A 20,057-nucleotide genomic window follows, 5' to 3' on the forward strand; every position below is an offset into this window, starting at 1 on the left:
CGGCAAGTCAGGGCATACCAACAGGCATGGATACCGGGTCAACGGATGAATAATGACTTTAGTTAATAGGGCACTCAGGATTAAGCAAGGCTGCAGATTGAGCCTGGTATTAATCCTTGTATCGGGTTTAATAGGCACAGTGCCGGTATTGGCGGCCGATGCCGGCACGGCCGCGGTATTATACCCAAGAATCAAGGAGCCTTATAACCAGATATTCGTCAATATAACTGAGGGAATAGAAGAAAATTTCAAAGGTGAGATTAAAACATTCAAATTCGAGAATGATACCAACATAGCCGAAATCAGATTCTGGATAGCCGAAAATAATATTTCATCCTTGATTACCTTGGGAAGCAATGGACTCAAATTTGCCCGACAACTGAAAGATGAACTCCCCCTGGTGGTGGGGGCCGTCAATATTGCCACAGAACCAAAGGAATTTTCCGGGATATCCATGACCCCAGCCCCCATGCTCCTATTGAGCCAGATGGCACGAATAGCCCCTGACGTATCTAAAGTCCATGTTATTTATCAGAAAAAAAAGCAGGCATGGCTGGTTGGTGCCGCGCTGGATGCCGCCAGGCAAACGGGACTCACCCTGATCCCTCATCCCGTTGACGATTTGATCGAATCGGCCCATAACTACCGTAAACTCTTGACCGAATTGAACAGTGACTCGGAAGCCCTATGGCTGATGTCGGACAATAGCATAATGGATCAGGCGGTCATGCGCGATATCCTCGAGGTGGCCTGGCAAAGAAAACTCTACATTTTTTCCAATAGACTCCCGGATGTGAAGCGCGGAGCCCTATTTTCCATGTATCCGGATAACAGGGCCTTGGGGAGCAGCCTGGCACGCATGTTGATGGCAAAATTACAACACCCGGAGCATGAAGAAAAAATTGTCTTGCTGGCAGATTTATTGACGGCAATAAATCTGCGCACAGCCAAACATCTTGGCCTATATTTTAATAAATCTGAGCAGCAAGATTTCGAGCTGATTTACCCTATGCAATAGCATTTTGGAAGCTGATGGGTTAATAAAAGGATATATAATGGCGATCATGGAAAGAGCTTTAACTTTTTTTCTGACCAAGCTCAGTTTCAGGCAACAACTGATTTCAACCTTTACCTTGGGTATCATCTTACTTGCGGCCATCTCATCTTTCGTCATTTCAAAAACCTCCCATAACACAATCGAAGCTCAATATGTGCAGCAGGGACATAAGCTCACCCTGAATTTTGCCCACCAAAGCACCCTGGCCCTCCTCTATCACAGCGTCGAATCGGCGGAAGATGCCGCCAAGATCACCCTGAGTTTTCCCGACATTGTCGGCATTGCGCTCTACGACAAAAGCCATAAGCCCCTGTTGCTGACCGGCCGTCCGCCACTCCCGGGCAAGGGACTCTTTCCAACGGCCGAAAATACCATAGTCATGAGGGAAACGGCGCAGGAATGGGACTTCTCCACCCCTGTCTATTCGAGTTCCGACATGAGCGCCGACACATCGCCCTTCACTGTGGAAGAACCCAGCAGGGAGATCATAGGTTATGCCCATGTGATTAAAAGCAAAAAAAACCTGCTCGCCATGAGCCAGGACATATTGCAAACCAATATGCTCACCGCCGGTCTGCTGGCCGGCCTGCTCTTGCTATTCCTGCTGCTAATCACCAACAGGGTCATTCGTCCCATCAAGATCCTCGCCAAACGCATGCGGGAAGCCGAGACGGGTGACTATGGGGTGCGGGCGCAGCTGCAGGGCCCGAGCGACATATTGCACATGGAACAGGCATTCAACACCATGATGAATGAGCTGGAAGCCAGGCAGCAGGAACTGGAGCGCGCCAGGGACAGTGCCCTGAGTTCGGCGCTGCTGAAGGGACAGTTTGTTGCCAGTATCAGCCATGAGCTGCGTACCCCTATGAACAGCATTCTGGGCATGATGGAGCTGATAGATGAACAAGGCCTGACGGAAAAGGCCAGGCATTATCTGAAAATTGCCAACACCTCAGGCGTACAGCTGCTCAGGCTCATAGATGACATTCTGGACTTCAGCAAGCTGGAGTCGGCCAAGGTGCACCTCAGCTTCGAGGCGTTCGACTTAGCCGAACTGATCGCCGATGTGGTTGAACTGCTCAATGTCCAGGCCAGCGCGAAGCACCTGTTGCTCGGCGCCTTCCTGGATCCCCAACTGCCCACCAGGCTCAGTGGTGACGCCGGCCGCCTGCGACAGGTGCTGATCAATCTGCTGGGAAATGCCCTCAAATTCACCCAGTCCGGCGGCATTTCGGTCACCGCCAGCCTGCTCGAGCGCCTGGACAAGGAAGTCAGACTCAAACTTGAAGTAGCAGATACGGGTATAGGCATAGAAGAATCGGCTCAACGCATTATCTTTCAAGCATTTACCCAGGCAGACGGCTCCACAACCCGTCTCTATGGCGGCACGGGATTGGGGTTGGCAATCTCCCGTCAACTGGTGAGCCTGATGGGCGGCGAACTTGGGGTGCAAAGCACAGTGGGTGCCGGCAGTCATTTCTGGTTCACCCTGAGCCTAAACACAGAGGCTCAGGCAGACGACATGATGCCAATGCCGCCGGCACCCTTGCCTCCTTTGCTGCTGCTACAGGGCAACACCAGCCTGAATCGGCTGCCTGAGCGCTTGACTCAGTCGGGTTATGACGTAGATACCGCCTACAGTGCAGAGCAAGCCCTGCAAATGATGCGTGACAGTGCCGCCAAGCCCCCTCCCTATCCCTTGGTGCTGATCAGCGAGTCGGCCGAGATGCCTGTTGGTGCGCATTTTTATCACTCGCTCGAAGCAGAATTCCCGACCATCTTGCCGCAAACCTTGGTGCTTAGTCACAACTGGCACCAACCCAGACCGTCCAGGGCATCACGCCTGTATTTCCTGCCCCTCTCCCTCGGCTATCCGCAACTGCGAGCCCTGCTCAACTCGAGCCTGACCTCAGAGTCAATCCAGCCGGAGACCAAGGCGCTGGGTCGCCCCTTGAAAACCAGTCACGGGGCGAGCCCGGGCGACGAAAGGCTTCAGCAGGCCCAGATCCTGGTGGTAGAAGACAACAGGGCCAATCAGTATGTCGCCAGTGCCATGTTGGAAAAACTCGGCTACAGAGCCATTATCGCCGCCAATGGCAGGGAGGCGCTGCAACTCTTGAGCGAGCAGGAGGTGTCGCTGATTTTCATGGATTGCCATATGCCCGTCATGGACGGCTATGAGGCGACCCGGAACATCAGAAAACGGGAAGGCACGGACAGACACACCCCCATAATCGCCATGACGGCGGATGTGAAGAGCAGCGACAGAGACAAGTGTTTCGACGTCGGCATGGACGATTATCTGGCCAAGCCGCTCACTCTGGCGGCATTAACTGTCAAGTTGCAGCTTTGGCTGGGGTCGCCGGCGACAACGGATAACAGGCACAGGGAAGCCGAAGTCAGCATGACCCACGCCCCGGGGGCAATAGACAAGGCCGTGCTGTCTCAACTCAGGGAAGAAACCGGCAAGACCTTCCCCTCCCTGGTGATGGCCTACCTGGAGGATACCCCGGGCACTTTGGGCCAACTGGCACAGGCCATAGCGCAGCAGGACAAGCAGAAGATCAAGGACTATAGCCACCTGCTCAAGGGCAGCTCGGCAACCTTGGGTGCCAGCGGCCTGGCCCATGATGCCAAGCGACTGGAGGCCACTGCCACGGCAAAAACGGCGACCGAGGCGCTGCAGCAAGAGTTGCTGCAGCGCCTCAACCTGGCGTTTAACAGGGTCGCACAGCTGCTGAGTGCCGAAATCGACACGCCCTTGCAGCCAGCATCCCAAGGGGGGACGGCCAGCCAGGAATTGCTGTCACTGTCATCCCAGCCCTATGTGCTCATAGTCGATGACGATCGCAGCACCAGACTCAGCCTCAAAGGCTGCCTGGAACAGGATAGCTATTACATAGCCGAAGCCCAGAATGGCGCCATAGCCCTCAGTGTATGCGAGCAGAGGATGCCGGACCTGATCCTGATGGATGCCATGATGAAGGAGATGAATGGCTTCGACGCCATGCGGAAAATACTGCAGCTGCCCATGGAGTTTAAACCGCCGATCCTCATGCTGACCGCCTCGGACAAGGATGAGGTCATAGAACAGGCATTCGAGTATGGGGCCACGGATTTCATTGCCAAGCCGGTCAACCTGCATGTGCTGAGGAAGCGGGTCGCCCAGCTCATACGCACCACCCTGGCGGAGCGCCACATACATCAATTGGCCTACCATGACCAACTGACAGGTTTGGCCAACCGCACCCAATTCCTGGAAAGAATCGAAGAAGCCATAGCCCAGGCTGAATCGGCCAAGGAGCAACTGGCACTGATGTTCATAGATCTGGATAAGTTCAAATTCATCAACGACACCCAGGGCCATGATGTCGGCGATATGTTGCTCAAAGCCGTTGCCAAACGTATCAATCATTGTGTCAGGAGCGGCGATCTGGTTTCCAGGCTGGGGGGCGATGAATTTACCGTGCTGCTGGAGGACATACAGTCGACGACAGTCGCCAGCAAGATAGGGCAAAAAATTTGTGCCCTGTTGGCCGAACCTTTCACCTTCATGGGCAAGATAGTCAGGGCCCCTGTGAGTGTCGGGATCTCGGTTTATCCCGCCGACGGCGAGGATTACCACACCCTGATGAAACACGCAGATACCGCCATGTACAGTGCCAAGGCCGGCGGCGGCAATAAGATCCAATTCTATGAGTATGGTATGGAAGCCGAACTCATACGCAGGATAGAGCTTGAACGCGACTTGCGCCATGCCCTGGAACACGACGAGCTGGTGCTGCATTTCCAACCCCAGATAGAACTGCGCACCGGCAAACTGCTGGGCGCGGAAGCCTTGGTCAGGTGGGAACATCCGGAACGGGGATTCATGCCACCGGACGAGTTTATCTCGCTGGCGGAAGAGTCAGGGCTCATACTGCCCCTGGGGGAGTGGGTGCTGGACCAGAGTTGCCGCCAATTCAAGCTCTGGCTGGAGGCAGGCTTAGATCTGCACTTCATCGCGGTCAACATCTCGGGGCAACAGATGAAGCATAGCTACCTGCTGCAGAAAGTAACAAGCTGCCTGAATACACATAAGCTGGATGCCAAATACCTGCAACTTGAGATCACAGAGAGCGTGATGGCAGAGGAATCCGAGACCTGCCTCTCATTGCTCAACGGCCTGAAAGAACTCGGGGTTTCCCTGGCCATAGATGACTTCGGCACTGGCTACTCTTCCCTCAGCTATTTGATCAAGTTCCCGGTGGACACCCTGAAAATAGACAGATCTTTCATTCACAACATACCCAATGACAAGGACAGTGAAACCGTCGCCTCCGGGATTATCGCCCTGGCGCATAAGCTGAGTATGCAGGTCATAGCCGAAGGGGTCGAGACCCAGGAACAGAGAGACTTCCTGCTGAGGGAAAAGTGTGACTCTATTCAGGGGTACCTAATCAGTCGCCCCCTGGCCAGGGACGAATTTGAAACCTGGTTGCAGGCCTACAAACCCCACAAGTTGCCTAAGTGACTCCCATGCCTTGAGTGTCATAGGGATTGCCGCCCAAGGCTGAAAGCCTTTTGGCATCTGCCGGCGTCAAGGCTATAATCCCCGGCAAGTCACACCAAGCTTAATGCAGCCAATGACCATAGCCGAACCAGAGACAGACAAGACAGCAGCCCAAGATGCCAGCAACAGCAAGCGTTTCGCCGAGATAGGCAAGCTGACGGCCAATTCCTTTAACGCGCAAAAACAGCTGATCAAGCGGGTATTGAAGGGGCAAAACGTCAGCTGCACCGGCTGTCACCAGCCCTTGAGGGTGCTGCTGCCGGAACAGCTGAAGCCGGGGCAAAAGCCGGGCATTTTCTGCAAGAAAGGCTGCACCGACATAGAGCTGGACATGGAAGCCTACGGCTGACGGCTGGATGCCATCTGTCTCATACCGCCTGCCATTGCCACTCGAGTAAGACCCTGTCGCCATCACTGAGTGTGACCCTGAAACGACTCCCAGCCTGTACGATCCCGACCCCCTTGGGGGTGCCCGTCATCACTATATCGCCGTCGTTCAGACTCATGAAGCTTTGGATCTCGGCCAAGATCTCATCCGGCTTATGTATCATGAGTTCGAGGTTGCCCAACTGCAGCAACTGCTCATCCAGGTGCAGACTGAAATTCAGCGCCCCATGGGGCTCCAGGCTGACGAAGGGACTGAAGAGCGCCGAGCCATCGAAGGCCTTGGCCCGCTCCCAGGGTAAGCCCTTGGCCTTGAGCCGCCCCTGCAGCTCGCGTTTGGTGAGATCCAGGCCCACGGCAGCGGCGATAAAACGCCCCTGCCAGTACAGCAGGCATAGCTCAGTCTCATAGTGCAGCGCCTCGCCACTGAAGGCCGAAAGCTGCTGAGTTATCGCCGAATTGGGCTTGGTGAAGATCACCATCTGCTCCGGCACTTCGTTGCCCAGCTCATGTATATGCTCGACGTAATTGCGGCCAACACAGACAATTTTTGACGGCACCAGTTGCCGCTCGCCCAGGGTGACACTCTTGAGGCCAGTGTCCATGCCGGCCAATGGGTTAGTTTGCTGCATCATACTCTCCTTAATAAGCCCTGCTCCCGAGACGCTCGAAGACGGCTGTCACGCCCGCGCCAAGCGGCACATTGGCTTGATCGGCCTAAAAAAATATTGAAACGCCCTGGCTGCTTCAACGCGCTATTTTAGTTCGCATTGATACGGGTTTTCAAACGCAAACCCGCGCCACAGGGCTAAACTTAATAGCAAGATCCCAAATGAAAACAATCACCTGATTGCCAAGGCACGCCAAATAGCCTTAACATTGGAGCAACAAGTTGCCTCCCAGACCCCAGAATAGCTACGATAAAGAGACGTATCATGAGCATGCTGCAGTTAACCATCAAACAGAAAGTCACCCTGGGTTTCGGCACCATAGGCGCCTTGTTAATTGCCGGCAGCAGTTTCTTTTATCAGTCCTTGACCCGGATCCATACCGCCAACGCCAATATCGAAACTCTGGCCGTCCCGGTGCAGAAGCAGAGCAACGCCCTGCAGCTGAAACTGCTGCAAATGTCCAAACTCGAAACCTTGGCCTTCGCCCAGACAGGCACGGCCATTATCACCCAAAGCCAGGGCCAATTCGACACCCTGAACTTGGTCTACAACCAGGCGACCCGTGAATTGGCGCAGCGGGTGTCGGACCAACCCGAGATGCAGGCCAGGTTGACCCGGGCGGCAAACCATTACCAAGCCTATTTCCGCCTGAGCCAGGCCATGTACCAGGCCAAACTGGCCAGGGAACAGGCCTTAGGCCAATACCAACGAGAGCTGGAGCAATTCGAGGAGGCCAGAACCCGGGCCAGCAACGCCATGATAGATCTGGAAACCATTGCGGCGCCCAATGAGCCACAATTGCTGGAAGAAGTCATAGGCACAGGCACACGTATCGATGACATGCTCTATACCCTGGGCAACAGCATCAAAGATCTGGCGCGCAGCGCCAGCCTGGAGGAGCTCGCCACCCACCAACAGGACGTGGGTTTCCTGCTGAGCAATATCAGCACCAATTTCAACTACCTCAAACAGCAAGCCGCACCGCTGGACAGCCAGGCATTGCTGGACAACTTCGCCGCCGGATTCAACCAGGTCATGGCACAGCTGGCCGAGCCGGGCAACCTGTATCTGGCGCAGCAGCAGATACTGACCCAGCAGCTGCTGGCGCAGAAAAACTATCGGGATGCGGACGCGGCATTCGCCGCCAATTATGCCGAGCTGGATGCCTTGGTGGCCCTGGCCGACCAGCGTTTCTCCCGTCTGCAAGGGGTCGCCAATGAAGAAATAGGGGCGGCGCAGACATTGGCGGTAGTGCTGGCACTGGTGTTCATCTTCATGGCCGGCTTTATTTCCTTCTTCACCTCCAAGGCCATGCTGGGGCCACTGGCCGCCGTCAACAAGGCCCTGGCCCGCATCGCCAGCGGCGATTTATCCCTGCGCCTGCCGCAGCGCAGTAAAGATGAGTTCGGCCTGTTGATCGACAGCATCAACACCCTGAGCGATGATCTGACGCAACTGCTCACCGCCATCAGGCGCGATGCCCTGTCACTGGATGATTCGGCCGAGCGTTCCGGGCAACAGGGGCAAAGGATCGCCACCTCGGCGAATGCTCAAATCGGCCGGGTCGACAAGGCCAAACACTTGGCCGAGCGCATTTTTGTCAGCTCGGGCACCGTCAACGAACAGGCGAGCCAGTCGGCGCTGCAGATCCAAAAGGCCTCGGAACGCGGCCAGGAAGTCAGGCACATAGCGGCAAGCAACCGCAGCCGGATAGAACAACTGTCCCAGGGGCTCGGCGCCTCGGTGGAGATCATGTCCAGGTTGAGCCGCCACAGCGACAACATAGGCAGTATTCTGGTGACCATCAGCGGCATTGCCGAACAAACCAATCTCCTGGCCCTGAACGCCGCCATCGAAGCCGCCAGAGCCGGGGAGCATGGCAGGGGCTTCGCCGTGGTGGCCGATGAGGTCCGCTCCCTCGCCTCCCGCACTCAGGCGTCCACCGCCGAAATCCACACAATGATCGCCGCCCTGCAACAAGAAACGGCGGCGGCCGTCAAGGCAATCTCCCAGGGACAGGGCCAAGCCGATGAATGTGTGTCCCAGAGTCAGACACTGCATGGCGCCTTAGCGCAAATCGAGGCCGCACTGGCCAGCATAGAAGACATGAGCCTGTGCATCACCCAGGCGGCGGCCGAACAACTCGAGCAGAGTAGACACATAGAGTCGAGCATGACGGAGGCCGCAATGGCCGCCAACACCAATGCCGCCGAAGCCGGTGACATGGCCAGACGCAGCGACGAGGTGACCCAACTGGCGCATTCCCTCAGCGACTCGGTGCAGCGCTTCACCCTCTGAGCCTGGGCTAAGAGTGCTCCATCAGAAATTCATCCAGCTGTTCGTTGGCTATCTCGATTTCGTCGCCCTCGAACTGGGCGATATGGAACATGCCCTCGCCCTCATTGGTCACAGGGATATTGCTTATGCCTATGATGATGCCGTCGGTCGGCGCCCTTATCGCCACGGCATCCCCGCCATGGGGGCTGACTATGTTGGCTATTATGTAGCCCTTGCTGACCCTCTGGCCTAACTTGAGCTTCATATTCACCAGGCCATCGGCTTCGCTGCGCACCCAATAACTGCGCAAGGCCCGGACGCAATTATTCTTGTTGCGCACCCGTCCCTTCAACATGCCCAGGCTGCGCATCACATTGGTCACCCCCTTGAGGCCGGACTTTATCGACAAGTCACTGAAACGCAGCGCTTCACCCGCCTCGTAGAGTATGCAGGGAATCCCCCTCGAATTAGCATAGCCCCGCATGGACTCGGGGCGGGCCTTGGAATGCATGATCACCGGCGAGCCGAAGGCATGGGCCATGGTTAACATGGTGTCGTCCGAGGTATCGCAGCGGATCTGCGGCAGGTTATCCCTGTGGATAGCCCCGGTGTGCAGATCTATGATGTGGGTCGCATGGGCTATCAGCTGGCTGGCAAACAAGTTTGCCAGGCGACTGGCGAGCGCTCCCTTGACCGAACCGGGAAAACATCGGTTGAGATCCCGGCGGTCGGGCAAGTAGCGTGACTGTTGTATGAAGCCAAACACATTGACTATCGGGACCACCAGCAGGGTGCCGCTCAATGTCTTGGCATTGATCTTCCCCAATAACAGGCGGCATACCTCTATGCCATTGAGTTCGTCACCGTGAATGGCGGCGCACACCAGGAGGGTCGGCCCAGGTCTGGTGCCGTGGAAGACTTCCACATGCAGATCCAGCTGGGTATCCGTATACAGCTTGGCGGCGGCCAACTTGACACTCACCTGGCTGCCGGCCGCCACCTTGTGGCCGGAAAATTCGAAGGGTTCGCGCTTCTTAACCATGTTGGACTCCAGCCTGACCTAAGGCAGCCGGCTTATTCGATACTAACCTCGTTCGAAACCAAGCTCATTAGAAACCAAGCTCATTAGAAACCAAGCTCATTAAAAACCAAGAGAGCCGTTGTCATGAGCACGGGCGACAAGCAACGGCAGCGCCCATATTCAGCAGACCCGGCTGACCTGTCATTCGAAATGCCCCAACCACTGCTTCAACAACAGATTCAGTTGCCCCCTCTCCTCTGATCCCATGTCGACCAGCAGAGATTCAAATAGGGCCATATGCACAGGCAGGGCGCGGTCGATCAACGCCTTGCCCGCGTCACTCAGGGACACATGCACGGCGCGGCGATCTTCCGTGCTGTGTTGGCGTTCGATAAGCCCCTTCTGCGCCAGCCTGTCGAGGCGGCTGGTCATGGCGCCCGAGCTTAACATCATGCTTTGATACAAGTGCGAAGGCGACAGGGTATAAGGTGCGCCATTGCGTCTCAGGGTCGCCAACACATCAAACTCCCCCTGGCCCAATCCCAGCTCGCTGTGACAACGTAAAATCTCCGCCTCTATATGCTTGGCCAGCCGCGCTAAGCGGCCGAAAATCGCCATGGGCTGCAGGTCGTCACTCACCCCCTGCTGCTGCCATTGGGCGACCAAGATGTCGATATCGTCAGCCTTGTCCGTCATGATTCTTTCTCTATATAAAGATACTTCATATATTAATCACTTTATGCCAAAGCTCAACCGCCCAATCTGCTTTTAGGCCATATGCAAGCCATGGCCAGGAAAATCGACCCAGCCAGGGCTCCTGAGCCGCTCGGCCGCATTGTGGGAGAAAAGTTGGAGATTATCAGGGTTAACCCGATGAATTTTCAGCTATCCTGTGATACAAAAGTCAGTATTTCCCCAGGAGCCACAGATGTCGTCAGCTTTTACCCAGGCCAGTTTCGATTTCCTGCACCAATTGGCACAACACAATGACAGGGACTGGTTCAAGGCCCACCAAACCCAGTACGAAACCCAGGTGCGCACCCCGGCACTCGCCTTCATCCAGGAAATGCAACCGCACATTCTGGCGCTGTCACCACGCCTGACCGCAGTCCCCAAGAAAGTCGGCGGCAGCCTGATGCGGCCCCAGAGGGATAGCCGTTTCAGCAAAGACAAGACCCCCTACAAGACCAATGTCGGCATTCAATTCCGTCACTTCCAGGGCAAGGATGTTCATGCCCCTGGGCTGTATCTGCATATCGCCAACGATGGCTGCTTCCTGGCGGCGGGGATCTGGCATCCAGAATCCAAGGCGCTCAACGCCATTCGCAGCTGCATAGACGAGAATCCCAACGCCTACAGGAAGGCCCTCGCCGAATTGGGCCGACATGGCTTCGAGATGACGGGCGACAGCCTGATACGGCCACCCAAGGGCTTCGATAAGAGCCATCCCATGCTGGATGAACTCAAGCGTAAAGACTTCATCGCAGTCAAAAACATAGACTCTGCAACCCTGCTGCGAGCCGACCTTGTCGACTATTGCAGCCGCCAGTTCCGGCACTGCAATGGGCTCATGGCCTACCTGTGTTTTGCACTCGAGTTGGACTACTGAGTCGACGCCGAAGCTGCACCTGAAGCTGCATCTGAAATTGCCACTGAGACTGAAACCCAGGCCCAGGCGAGTGCCTGGGCTGCACCAGGGCATGTCTGGAAATCCCCCCCAAGTTAACTAGGCTTAGACTAGCCGCCCACCAGGGTTAACCCGCCGGCTCTCCCCGGCCCAGAGCCAAAGCGCTTTCCCAGAGGCATAAGTCACAGGAATGGCCCATGAAACTCCACTGGCAAATCTTGATTGCACTCATCCTGGCGATACTGGCGGGCCTGAATACCGCCCCCGGCAGCAGCCTGTATGCCGGCTATGAGTTCGTCGGCGAGCTGTTTCTCAACGCCTTGAAGATGGTGATAGTGCCGCTGATCATGTCATCCATCATCGCCAGCATGGCGGGTCTAGTCGGCGGGGACAATCTGGGACGCTTGGGCTTGAAGACCCTGGCGTATTACACAGTCACCAGCCTGTGCGCCATTCTCATCGGCCTGACACTGGTCAACATCAGCCAACCCGGCATCATCAACGGCGAGGCCGCCGGGGCCAGCCTGAACCTGAGCATAGACACAAAGCAGCTCGCCTCGACGCTGCAGCAAGTCACAGGCCGCGACGGCGGCGACATGATAGCCATCTTCATCCGCATGGTGCCCACCAACATAGTGGCCGCGGCGGCCGAAGGCCAGATGCTGGGACTGATCTTCTTCAGCCTGCTGTTCGGCTTCTTCATGGGACGCATAGACCCCCAGGGGAAACAGACCCTGAGCCGCTTCTGGCAGGGCGCGGCCGATACCATGGTGCTGATCACCCTGTTCATCATGCGCTTCGCCCCCATGGGGGTATTTGCCCTGGTCGCCAAGACCATCAGCTCGACCGGATTTGCCGCCTTCCAGCCCATGCTGATCTTCCTGGTTACCGTGATACTGGCGCTCCTGCTGCACGCCTTCATCGTCTTGCCGCTGTTGCTGAAACTCCTGGCCGGACTCAGCGGCCGCAAACAGCTCCAAGCCATGGCACCCGCCCTCTTGATGGCCTTCTCCACCGCTTCCTCCTCGGCAACCCTGCCCTTGACCATGGAATGTGTCCAGCATAGGGCCGGCGTGTCGCGCAAGACGGCCAGCTTCATCCTGCCCTTGGGGGCCACGGTCAACATGGATGGCACCGCTCTGTACGAGTGCGTGGCGGCCATGTTTATCGCCCAGGCCTATGGTCTGGAGCTGGGATTCGTGACCCAATTCACCATAGTCCTGCTCGCCCTGCTGACGTCCATCGGGGTCGCCGGCATCCCGGCCGCGAGCCTGGTGGCCATAGCAGTGATCTTATCCGCCGTGGGCCTACCGCTGGAGGCCATAGGCCTGTTGCTGGTGACCGATAGGGTGCTGGACATGCTGCGGACCTCGGTGAACATCTTCAGCGACGCCTGCGGCGCGGTGATCATTGCCAAGAGCGAGGGGGAAAAGGGGATCCTCGAAGATCCTAACTGATGCGGCGAGCCTGCTTCCGCAACCACAACAGTCAACGCCACAACAGCCAAGGCTATGCACATAAAAAAGCCGCCGGCGTTCGAACGCCGGCGGCGGTAAGCCAGGGTCAGCTGCCTGAGCCGGAACTTGAGTTAGAAGTCATAGCTGACATTGAAGGTCGCGGTTCTTGGCATGATATAGCGGCCATTGGCGGCATCCGCACTGCGGGGATCGCCTTCGGTCAAGGCGTCCTCGTCGGTCACATTCTGCATGCCCAGCTCAAACTTGAGCCCGCCGTCGGTGCGCACTATCAGGCCTATATCCAGCTTCTCATAGCCATCCAGCACTACGCTATTTTCGTTGTTGCCATAACGATCCCCCACGGCCGACAGGGTGCCGTACAGGGTCGAGTCCAGTCCCGCCACCTCGAAATCATAGCTGGGCGTCAGACGTATCTGCCACTTGGGCTGGCGCTGGGCTTGGTTCCCCTTGTTGCTCGGGCTCTGGGTGATCTCCGTATGCTGCAGCGTGCCATTCATCTTGATGGAGAAGCCGCTGTCGTTGAAGTAGGCCGCATCCAGCTCCAGGCCATAGGCCTCGTTGGTCAGCACCTCTGCCGGGGCGCCCGGCTGCCTGACGAAGGTATCGCCTTTGACCTCATTGTAGAATCCAGTGGCATAGAGGTTGAGGTTATCCAGGGCCAACTTGTAGCCCAGCTCATACTGAGTCACATCTTTGATCAGATCCTCCCCCGCGCTGTAGGCATCATAGTTATCGCGAAAATCATCGAAGCTGGGCATCTTGGCGCCGTCACTGGCCCGCAGGAAGACCCCGGCAGCGTCGGAAAATTGCCAGTTAACCCCGGCGGTCCAGGAGAGATCCGTTTGGTCGTAAGCCACCGTCTGGTCGATCCCGCCATCCAATCCCTCATCGACCGTATAGTCAATCTGGTGATTCTCATTGCGAAGGCCGATATCTGCGCTCCAGCGCTCGCCGAACTTATACTCGAACGCGCCGTAGAAGGCAGTGGTCTTGCCATCGCCGACGGCGTTGATATCGTAATTCCAATCGCAACTGTCCTGGTTATCGTTACAGTCTATGCCGCTCAGGGCTTCCCCCCCGGCCTGCACCAGATGATAGGCCTGATTCCCCAGGCTCCACCAATCCTTGGCGCTGTAGTCGGAGCGATAGAGCCCCAGCGTCGCCTGGTAATTGTCGGACTTCTTGGTGATCGCCAGATCATTGGTCAGGGCCTCTATCTGCTTCAGCACCACCCAACGCCCCAGCTGCTGCACCAGGGTATCGCCGTCATAGGTCTTCTGGCTCGCAGCCCCAACGGCGCTGACGCCGTTATCTGCCACGGTCGACAGGGCCACAGGCGAGCCGTTGGGCACCAGGCCCAGGGTGTTGGCATCACCCGAGGTGTAAGCGAAACGATCGACCAGGCTCCAGCCGTCGTCGAAATCCAGGTCCAGGCTGCCGCCCGAGATGGCGCCTTTCCAGCCGCGGCCATCGCCTATATCTATCGCCTTGCGCTCGCCATCCGGGCCAAATTGAATCGTCGCCTGACGATTCAATAGACCTAGCTGGGTGTAGCCGTTGTCGACACCGGCGACCAGAGGAGTGGGCAGATACCAGGCACCATGATCGTCCGTTACCCGCGAGAAGAGATTCAACTTGCCGTTATCCAGCACCTTGGTGATATTGACGGTAAACTGACGGCCTTTCTCCGAGTTGAAACCCGCGTCGCGGATCCCGGAACTTTGCTGGAGGTAACCACCGGCCATGAAATACAGATCTTCGGCCAGGCGGCCGCTCACCACGGCATCCAGACGCTGCAGGCCATAATCCGAGGTGCTGTACTTGAAACGCCCTTCGGTGGCCTCGCCGCCCTCCTTGAGAATGAAGTTGGTCGTCAACCCAGGCTGACCGGCGGACACCACTGAGCTGGGGCCACCGCGCAGGGCATCCATGAATTGCACTGTCTCATCGATACGGAACAGGGAGGAGTTTTCCAGGAAGGACAGGGTCGACGGCTGATACACGGGCACGCCCTGCAGCTGCACCGTCAGGAATGGCGCATCGCCGCCACCGGGAAAACCGCGCACGAAGACGTTGGCGCCGGACACCCCGCCCGAACTCTCGGCCCAGACGCCGGGAACCGCCTTGAAGAGATCCGCCGTGCTCTTGGGCGCCAATCTCTCTATGGACTCGGCATCTATGGTGGTGATGGCATAGCTGGCATCCACTTTTCTGACGGCCTTGCCGCTGGCCGTGCCTGTGACCACTATCTGCTCTATGTATTCTTTGGCCTTCTTGGCTTCCTGGGCCTTCGCCGTTGACACTTCGGCCGCAACCACCCCAGTGCTGAAACCCGCAACGGCCAGGCCTATTGCCAGTGCACTTAACTTGAAGTTTTGACTAGTCACCTTCTCCCCCTTGTTACACATATGTTTTCATTAATTATTATTTGCATAGCACCGGCATTTAGTTTCGGGTGCATGTTGAAGATATGTTATTGTGCAATCGATTGCAATCACTTTAATGCAAACGATTGCAATACCAAGGTAACATCTGACTGCCGGGATTTTACTCAAAGAGTATGAAGCAATTGATTAAATATTCCGCAAAATCACTCTGTTTCAGCAAGATACTGGAGTGATGACCCAAAGCCCCTTAGTATGGTGCCAAGTGCCGGGCGCGATGCCTGTGCCCGAACATAATTCATGGTGAAGCAGGTTTTAATGCAAAAGAAAGCGATGACCCTATCGGATCTGGCCAAAATTGTCGGCGTGTCCGAGTCCACAGTTTCAAGAGCGCTGAATAACAGCAACCTGATCAGCGAGAAGACCCGCCTGCACATTCAGGCAAAGGCCAAGGAATATGATTTCAGGATCAACACCACGGCCCGCAGTCTCAGGTTGCAGAAATCCAACACCATAGCCGTGGTGCTCCTGATAGGTTCACAGGAAGATCAGTCGGTCTCGGATCCCTTCATCCTCAGCATACTCGGGGTGATAGCCGACGAACTCACCTCCAGGGGTTATGACATGCTGCTGGGGACCCATAGAGGCTCGGGCAGCGACTGGCTGACCCACTATTTCGACTCCCAGAGAGCCGACGGGGTGATCGTCTTCGGTCAGGGGGACAACGAAGCCGAATTTGCACGCCAGCTGAGCACCAGCAAGCCGGTGGTCGTCTGGGGGGCCCCTTCGCCGACCCAAAGCTATGCCACAGTGGGCACAGATTGTATCCTCGGCGGCAAGCTGGCCACAGAGCATCTGCTGCAACAGGGCTGTCGCCACATCGCCTTCGTCGGCCATATGTCCTATGAGATTTCACTCAGATACCAGGGTTATTGCCTGGCCATGACCCAGGCGGGTCTGACACCACAAGAGGCAATCGACGCCCATTTCACCTATAAGGGCGGCTTCGAGGCGGCGCAGGCGTTGGTGGCCGGCGGGAAAACCGAGTTCGATGGCATCTTCGCCGCCAGTGACGGCATAGCGCTGGGAATGATCCGGGCCTTTGCCGAGCAGCAACTCAGGGTCCCCGAGGATATCGCCATCGTCGGCTACGATGACATCCCGGTCGCCGCCTTCATGCAGCCGACCCTCAGCAGCATACGCCAGGACACACGTGAGGGCGGCCTGCAGCTGGTCGACACCTTATTCAAGCTGATCAACAAACAGAGCGTGGCCTCCACCCTGCTGGAGACCCGGCTGTTGGTGCGGGACTCGAGCCGTAAACAGCCTTGAGCCAATAGACAGCCCTGAGCCGGTAGACAGCCTTGAGCCAATAGAAGGATCTGAGCCGGTAAACAGCCCTGAGCCAATAAACAGCCTTGAGCCGGTAAACAGCCCTAAGCCAATTAAAGGTCATTGAGCCGAAACGTCGGCCTAGGGCCGGCACTGGAGCTGGGCGACTAGCCCTCGGCGACACTCGCCGCCAAGGCGAAGATCATCTCAGGGGTGATCTCCCGGGTGTGGGCGACCACCAGATTGGCCCTGCCGAGGATCTCGCTGCTGCCGACCCCTATGGCAGGCATCCTGGCCGCCAGAATCGCCTCGACCCCGGCGGCGGCATCTTCTATGCCGACGCAAGCCGAGGGCGGGGTGCCGAGCGCCGCCGCCACCGTCAGGAAAATTTCCGGATCCGGCTTGGTGCGCACTATGCTGGCGGCATCGGCCACATAGTCGAACAGCTCAGTGAGCCTGAGTTTATCCAGCACGAACGCGGCATTCTTGCTCACAGATGCCAGGCCTATCCGGCAGCCCTTGCGGCGCAACGCCAGCAGCAGCTCGGGGACCCCGGGGAACGCATCCTCCGGCGCCATGTCGGCGATGAGCCGCTGGTAATGGGCATTCTTGCGCTCCGCTAAGGTTGTCAGCTCGGCCTCGGAAAAGTCCCTGGCGCTACGGGCCGCTATCCAGCGCAGCGAAGCCATTCTGTCTATGCCCTTGAGGGCCTCATTGGCCTCGGCGTCGAAGGGCGCACCTATGCTGTCGGCCAGCGCCTTCCAGGCCAGGTAATGATAATGGGCCGTATCTGTGATGACCCCGTCCAAATCGAAAATCACACTGGGTTGCATGTTCACCTCTCTGTTAGTGTCGAAACGCCGTGACTAGTGGGCCAGCTCGAGCCGGCAAGGCGCTGCCGAGCTCAGGCTCAGGTTATGAAGCCGCCCCCTATGCAGACAGCTGAAGCTCAAGGGCTCACCGCTTTGCAGCTCGAAGCTTATCTGCCCGGCTTGCAGGGACACAGACAGCAAACGCCGCCGGTAACGCAGCTTGATATGGATCCCGCGCCAGTGCTGCGGCAACTGGGGATGGAAGTGCAGACCCGAGTCGCGCATCCTCAGGCCAAGGAAGCCGAACACCAGGCTATTCCAGGCCCCCGCCATGCAGGCCGTGTGTACGCCGTATTCGCTGTTGCCATGCAAATTGTCCAGGTCCATCCGCGCCGAGGCCTGGAAATAGTCGTAGGCCTTGGGCAAGTCGCCGGTTTCGGCATACTCTATGCTGTGAATACAGCTGGACAGGGTCGAATCATGGGTGGTCAGGGGCTCATAGTAGGCCAGATCCCGCGCCTTCTGCTCGACACTGAATTCATCGTCGGCGAGGTACATGGCCAGCACAGTGTCGGCCTGTTTCAGCACCTGGTGGCGATAGATCACCAGCGGGTGATAGTGCAGCAACAGCGGCAACTTCTCCTTGGGATGCCCGGCCAGGTCCCAGGGTTTCTTGGCCAGGAAACTGTCGTCTTGGGCATGGATCTGCAAGCGGCTGTCGAAGGGCAAAAACATCTTGTCGGCGGCCAGACGCCATTCCGCCAGCTCGGCTGGCGTCAGCCCCAGGCGCGACCTCAGTCGCTCCCAGGCCTGCGGCGCCCGCTCAATGAACTCGACAACCAGACTCAAGGCAAATTGCAGATGCTTCCTGGCCATGAAGTTGGTGTAGAAATTATTGTTGACCAGCGCTGTATACTCATCCGGTCCCGTGACCCCGTCTATGCAGAATTGGCCGTCACGCCCGGCATCGAAGTGCCCCAGTGCCAGCCAGACCCTGGCGGTTTCCAATACCATTTCGGCGCCATGGGCCTGGATGAAATCCCAGTCATCGCTGGCCTGGTAATAGGTCTTGATGGCGTAGGCGACCGCAGAGTTGATGTGGTACTGAGCCGTGCCCGCCGGGAAATAGGCCGAGCACTCCTCGCCGCCTATGGTGCGCCAGGCATAGAGGGCGCCTCGCTCAATCGCCAGCTCACGGGCCCGCTGGCGGGCGGCATTCAGGGTATGGAAGCGGTACATAAGCAACTGTTTGGCGAGCTCTGGCTGCAGCAGAGTGAGACAGGGAATGATGTAAATCTCGGTGTCCCAGAAGTAATGGCCGTCATAGCCTGGGCCACTGAGTCCCTTGGCGGCGATGGCGCTGGTGCCGTTGCGGCCGGTCGACTGAAACAGATGGAATAAGCTGAAGAGCAGCCCTTGCTCCGTCTGGCCATCGCCTTCTATCTGCAATTGCGCCGTCTGCCAGAATTCGCTGAAGCAAGCCATATGCGCCTGCTTATGCTGCTCATAGGACAGGGCCAGGCAAGCCGAGATGTCCTCTTGTTGGCGCGCCTTGAGCGCCGCCATGGAGGTGTCGTGATGGTAAAAGCCGAAGCGCACCAGTTCCAGGGATTGGCCCTCGGCCAGCTGCAGGTGGTGGATGTTGGCCGGCCGCTCACTCTGCCTGCAATACTCATGTTCGAGTGTCGCCTGTGTGGTCAGTCGGTCCACACAGGCGGAGGCGACCACAAAATCACTGTCCACCACCCTGTGATACAGGGAGATGCTGTCGCTGTCCTGGCAATAGTCCTCGAGGGCGAGGGTCGCGGCTATGGACAGGCTGCCGGCCCTGGGATCGGCAGCATCCGAGCTGGAACCATAGATGCAGTCCATGCCGGCCAGCAGGCTGAGGGCATGCTCCCCCTCGGTGGCGCTGATGCGCATCTTGATGCATACCAGTTCAGGGTGTGCCAGCGACACCAGACGCTCTGTGGTGATCTCCAGCCGCCCCGTCTGTGGGTGCGACAGCCGCTGTTGCCGGCTCACTATGCCTGTGGCCATGTCCAATTCGCGGCTGTCTTCCAGGCTCTGGTAGTCGCCTGCGTGCAGCTGGAGTGCTATGAGCTTACAACTGGGCACCTGCAACAACTTATGATTATGGGTGGCAAAACCGTAGGCGGTCTCACCATAGGGGATAGGTTCACGGCTGTAGACGCCATTGAGGTATACCCCCTCGCAGCGCTCAGGCGTCGATTCTTCCAAGCCTTCCAGGGTGCCGCGCAGGCCGATATAGCCATTGGCTTGGGAGAACAGGGTCTCGGAAAGACGCGGGTTGGGCCTGTGGCGCAGATCTTCGGATAAACGCCATAATGTCCCGGTATCAGGACGACTCGGATCGATAGTCGAATGCATAGTACTCACTCATAGCCTAAGGTTGGATTTCATGCTTGCGGACTATAATACAGTTTTTGCAATCGATTGCA

Annotated in this window: 13 protein-coding genes; 7 read left to right on the forward strand and 6 right to left on the reverse strand. The window is 57.3% G+C overall.

Going from position 1 to position 20,057, the window contains the following annotated elements; all coding sequences use genetic code 11:
* Positions 1-52: 52 nt before the first annotated feature.
* The 3 genes from LZP73_RS02820 (at position 53) to LZP73_RS02830 (ending at position 5,958) form a co-directional block, all read left to right on the forward strand.
* Positions 53-1,018 carry an ABC transporter substrate binding protein gene (locus LZP73_RS02820; protein WP_234232963.1) on the forward strand — a complete coding sequence of 322 codons (966 nt, stop codon included), beginning with the start codon at positions 53-55 and terminating at the stop codon, positions 1,016-1,018.
* 46 nt (positions 1,019-1,064) lie between these two features.
* Positions 1,065-5,570: an EAL domain-containing protein gene (locus tag LZP73_RS02825; protein WP_234232964.1), complete on the forward strand. Its 4,506-nt coding sequence runs from the start codon at positions 1,065-1,067 to the stop codon at positions 5,568-5,570.
* A gap of 112 nt (positions 5,571-5,682) precedes the next feature.
* Positions 5,683-5,958 (forward strand): hypothetical protein, encoded by a 276-nt coding sequence (locus tag LZP73_RS02830; RefSeq protein ID WP_234232965.1) that lies wholly within the window; start codon positions 5,683-5,685, stop codon positions 5,956-5,958.
* 19 nt (positions 5,959-5,977) lie between these two features.
* Here the strand turns inward: LZP73_RS02830 and LZP73_RS02835 are convergent, their stop codons facing one another.
* The gene (locus tag LZP73_RS02835; RefSeq protein ID WP_234232966.1) at positions 5,978-6,628 is read right to left on the reverse strand and encodes a fumarylacetoacetate hydrolase family protein; all 651 of its coding nucleotides are present in this window, start codon (positions 6,626-6,628) and stop codon (positions 5,978-5,980) included.
* A gap of 306 nt (positions 6,629-6,934) precedes the next feature.
* Here LZP73_RS02835 and LZP73_RS02840 point away from each other — a divergent pair, with 306 nt between their 5' ends.
* Positions 6,935-8,962 carry a methyl-accepting chemotaxis protein gene (locus LZP73_RS02840; RefSeq protein ID WP_234233324.1) on the forward strand — a complete coding sequence of 676 codons (2,028 nt, stop codon included), beginning with the start codon at positions 6,935-6,937 and terminating at the stop codon, positions 8,960-8,962.
* A gap of 7 nt (positions 8,963-8,969) precedes the next feature.
* Here the strand turns inward: LZP73_RS02840 and LZP73_RS02845 are convergent, their stop codons facing one another.
* Positions 8,970-9,983: a succinylglutamate desuccinylase/aspartoacylase family protein gene (locus LZP73_RS02845; RefSeq protein ID WP_234232967.1), complete on the reverse strand. Its 1,014-nt coding sequence runs from the start codon at positions 9,981-9,983 to the stop codon at positions 8,970-8,972.
* A gap of 180 nt (positions 9,984-10,163) precedes the next feature.
* Positions 10,164-10,658 (reverse strand): MarR family winged helix-turn-helix transcriptional regulator, encoded by a 495-nt coding sequence (locus tag LZP73_RS02850; RefSeq protein WP_234232968.1) that lies wholly within the window; start codon positions 10,656-10,658, stop codon positions 10,164-10,166.
* A 232-nt stretch (positions 10,659-10,890) separates the two neighbouring features.
* On the opposite strand from LZP73_RS02850, the gene LZP73_RS02855 reads away from it, so the two are divergent.
* Together LZP73_RS02855 and LZP73_RS02860 are read left to right on the forward strand one after the other, a co-directional pair.
* On the forward strand, positions 10,891-11,571 hold the full coding sequence (locus tag LZP73_RS02855) for a DUF2461 domain-containing protein (protein WP_234232969.1): 681 nt from the start codon (positions 10,891-10,893) through the stop codon (positions 11,569-11,571).
* A 215-nt stretch (positions 11,572-11,786) separates the two neighbouring features.
* Complete coding sequence (locus LZP73_RS02860) at positions 11,787-13,046, forward strand: dicarboxylate/amino acid:cation symporter (RefSeq protein WP_234232970.1); 1,260 nt, start codon at positions 11,787-11,789, stop codon at positions 13,044-13,046.
* 131 nt (positions 13,047-13,177) lie between these two features.
* On the opposite strand, the gene LZP73_RS02865 is transcribed toward LZP73_RS02860, so the two are convergent.
* Positions 13,178-15,385: a TonB-dependent receptor gene (locus tag LZP73_RS02865; protein ID WP_442800713.1), complete on the reverse strand. Its 2,208-nt coding sequence runs from the start codon at positions 15,383-15,385 to the stop codon at positions 13,178-13,180.
* Positions 15,386-15,769: 384 nt separating this feature from the next.
* Here LZP73_RS02865 and LZP73_RS02870 point away from each other — a divergent pair, with 384 nt between their 5' ends.
* Positions 15,770-16,783 (forward strand): LacI family DNA-binding transcriptional regulator, encoded by a 1,014-nt coding sequence (locus LZP73_RS02870; protein WP_234232972.1) that lies wholly within the window; start codon positions 15,770-15,772, stop codon positions 16,781-16,783.
* Positions 16,784-16,950: 167 nt separating this feature from the next.
* On the opposite strand, the gene pgmB is transcribed toward LZP73_RS02870, so the two are convergent.
* A complete protein-coding gene (gene pgmB / locus LZP73_RS02875; protein WP_234232973.1) occupies positions 16,951-17,616 on the reverse strand; it encodes a beta-phosphoglucomutase in 666 nt (221 codons plus the stop codon).
* A gap of 33 nt (positions 17,617-17,649) precedes the next feature.
* Positions 17,650-19,986, reverse strand: a complete 2,337-nt coding sequence (locus LZP73_RS02880; RefSeq protein ID WP_234232974.1) for a glycoside hydrolase family 65 protein — start codon at positions 19,984-19,986, stop codon at positions 17,650-17,652.
* Between the last annotated feature and the right edge of the window lie 71 nt (positions 19,987-20,057).

The organism is Shewanella sp. AS16, from assembly GCF_021412365.1.
GTDB lineage: Bacteria > Pseudomonadota > Gammaproteobacteria > Enterobacterales > Shewanellaceae > Shewanella > Shewanella salipaludis.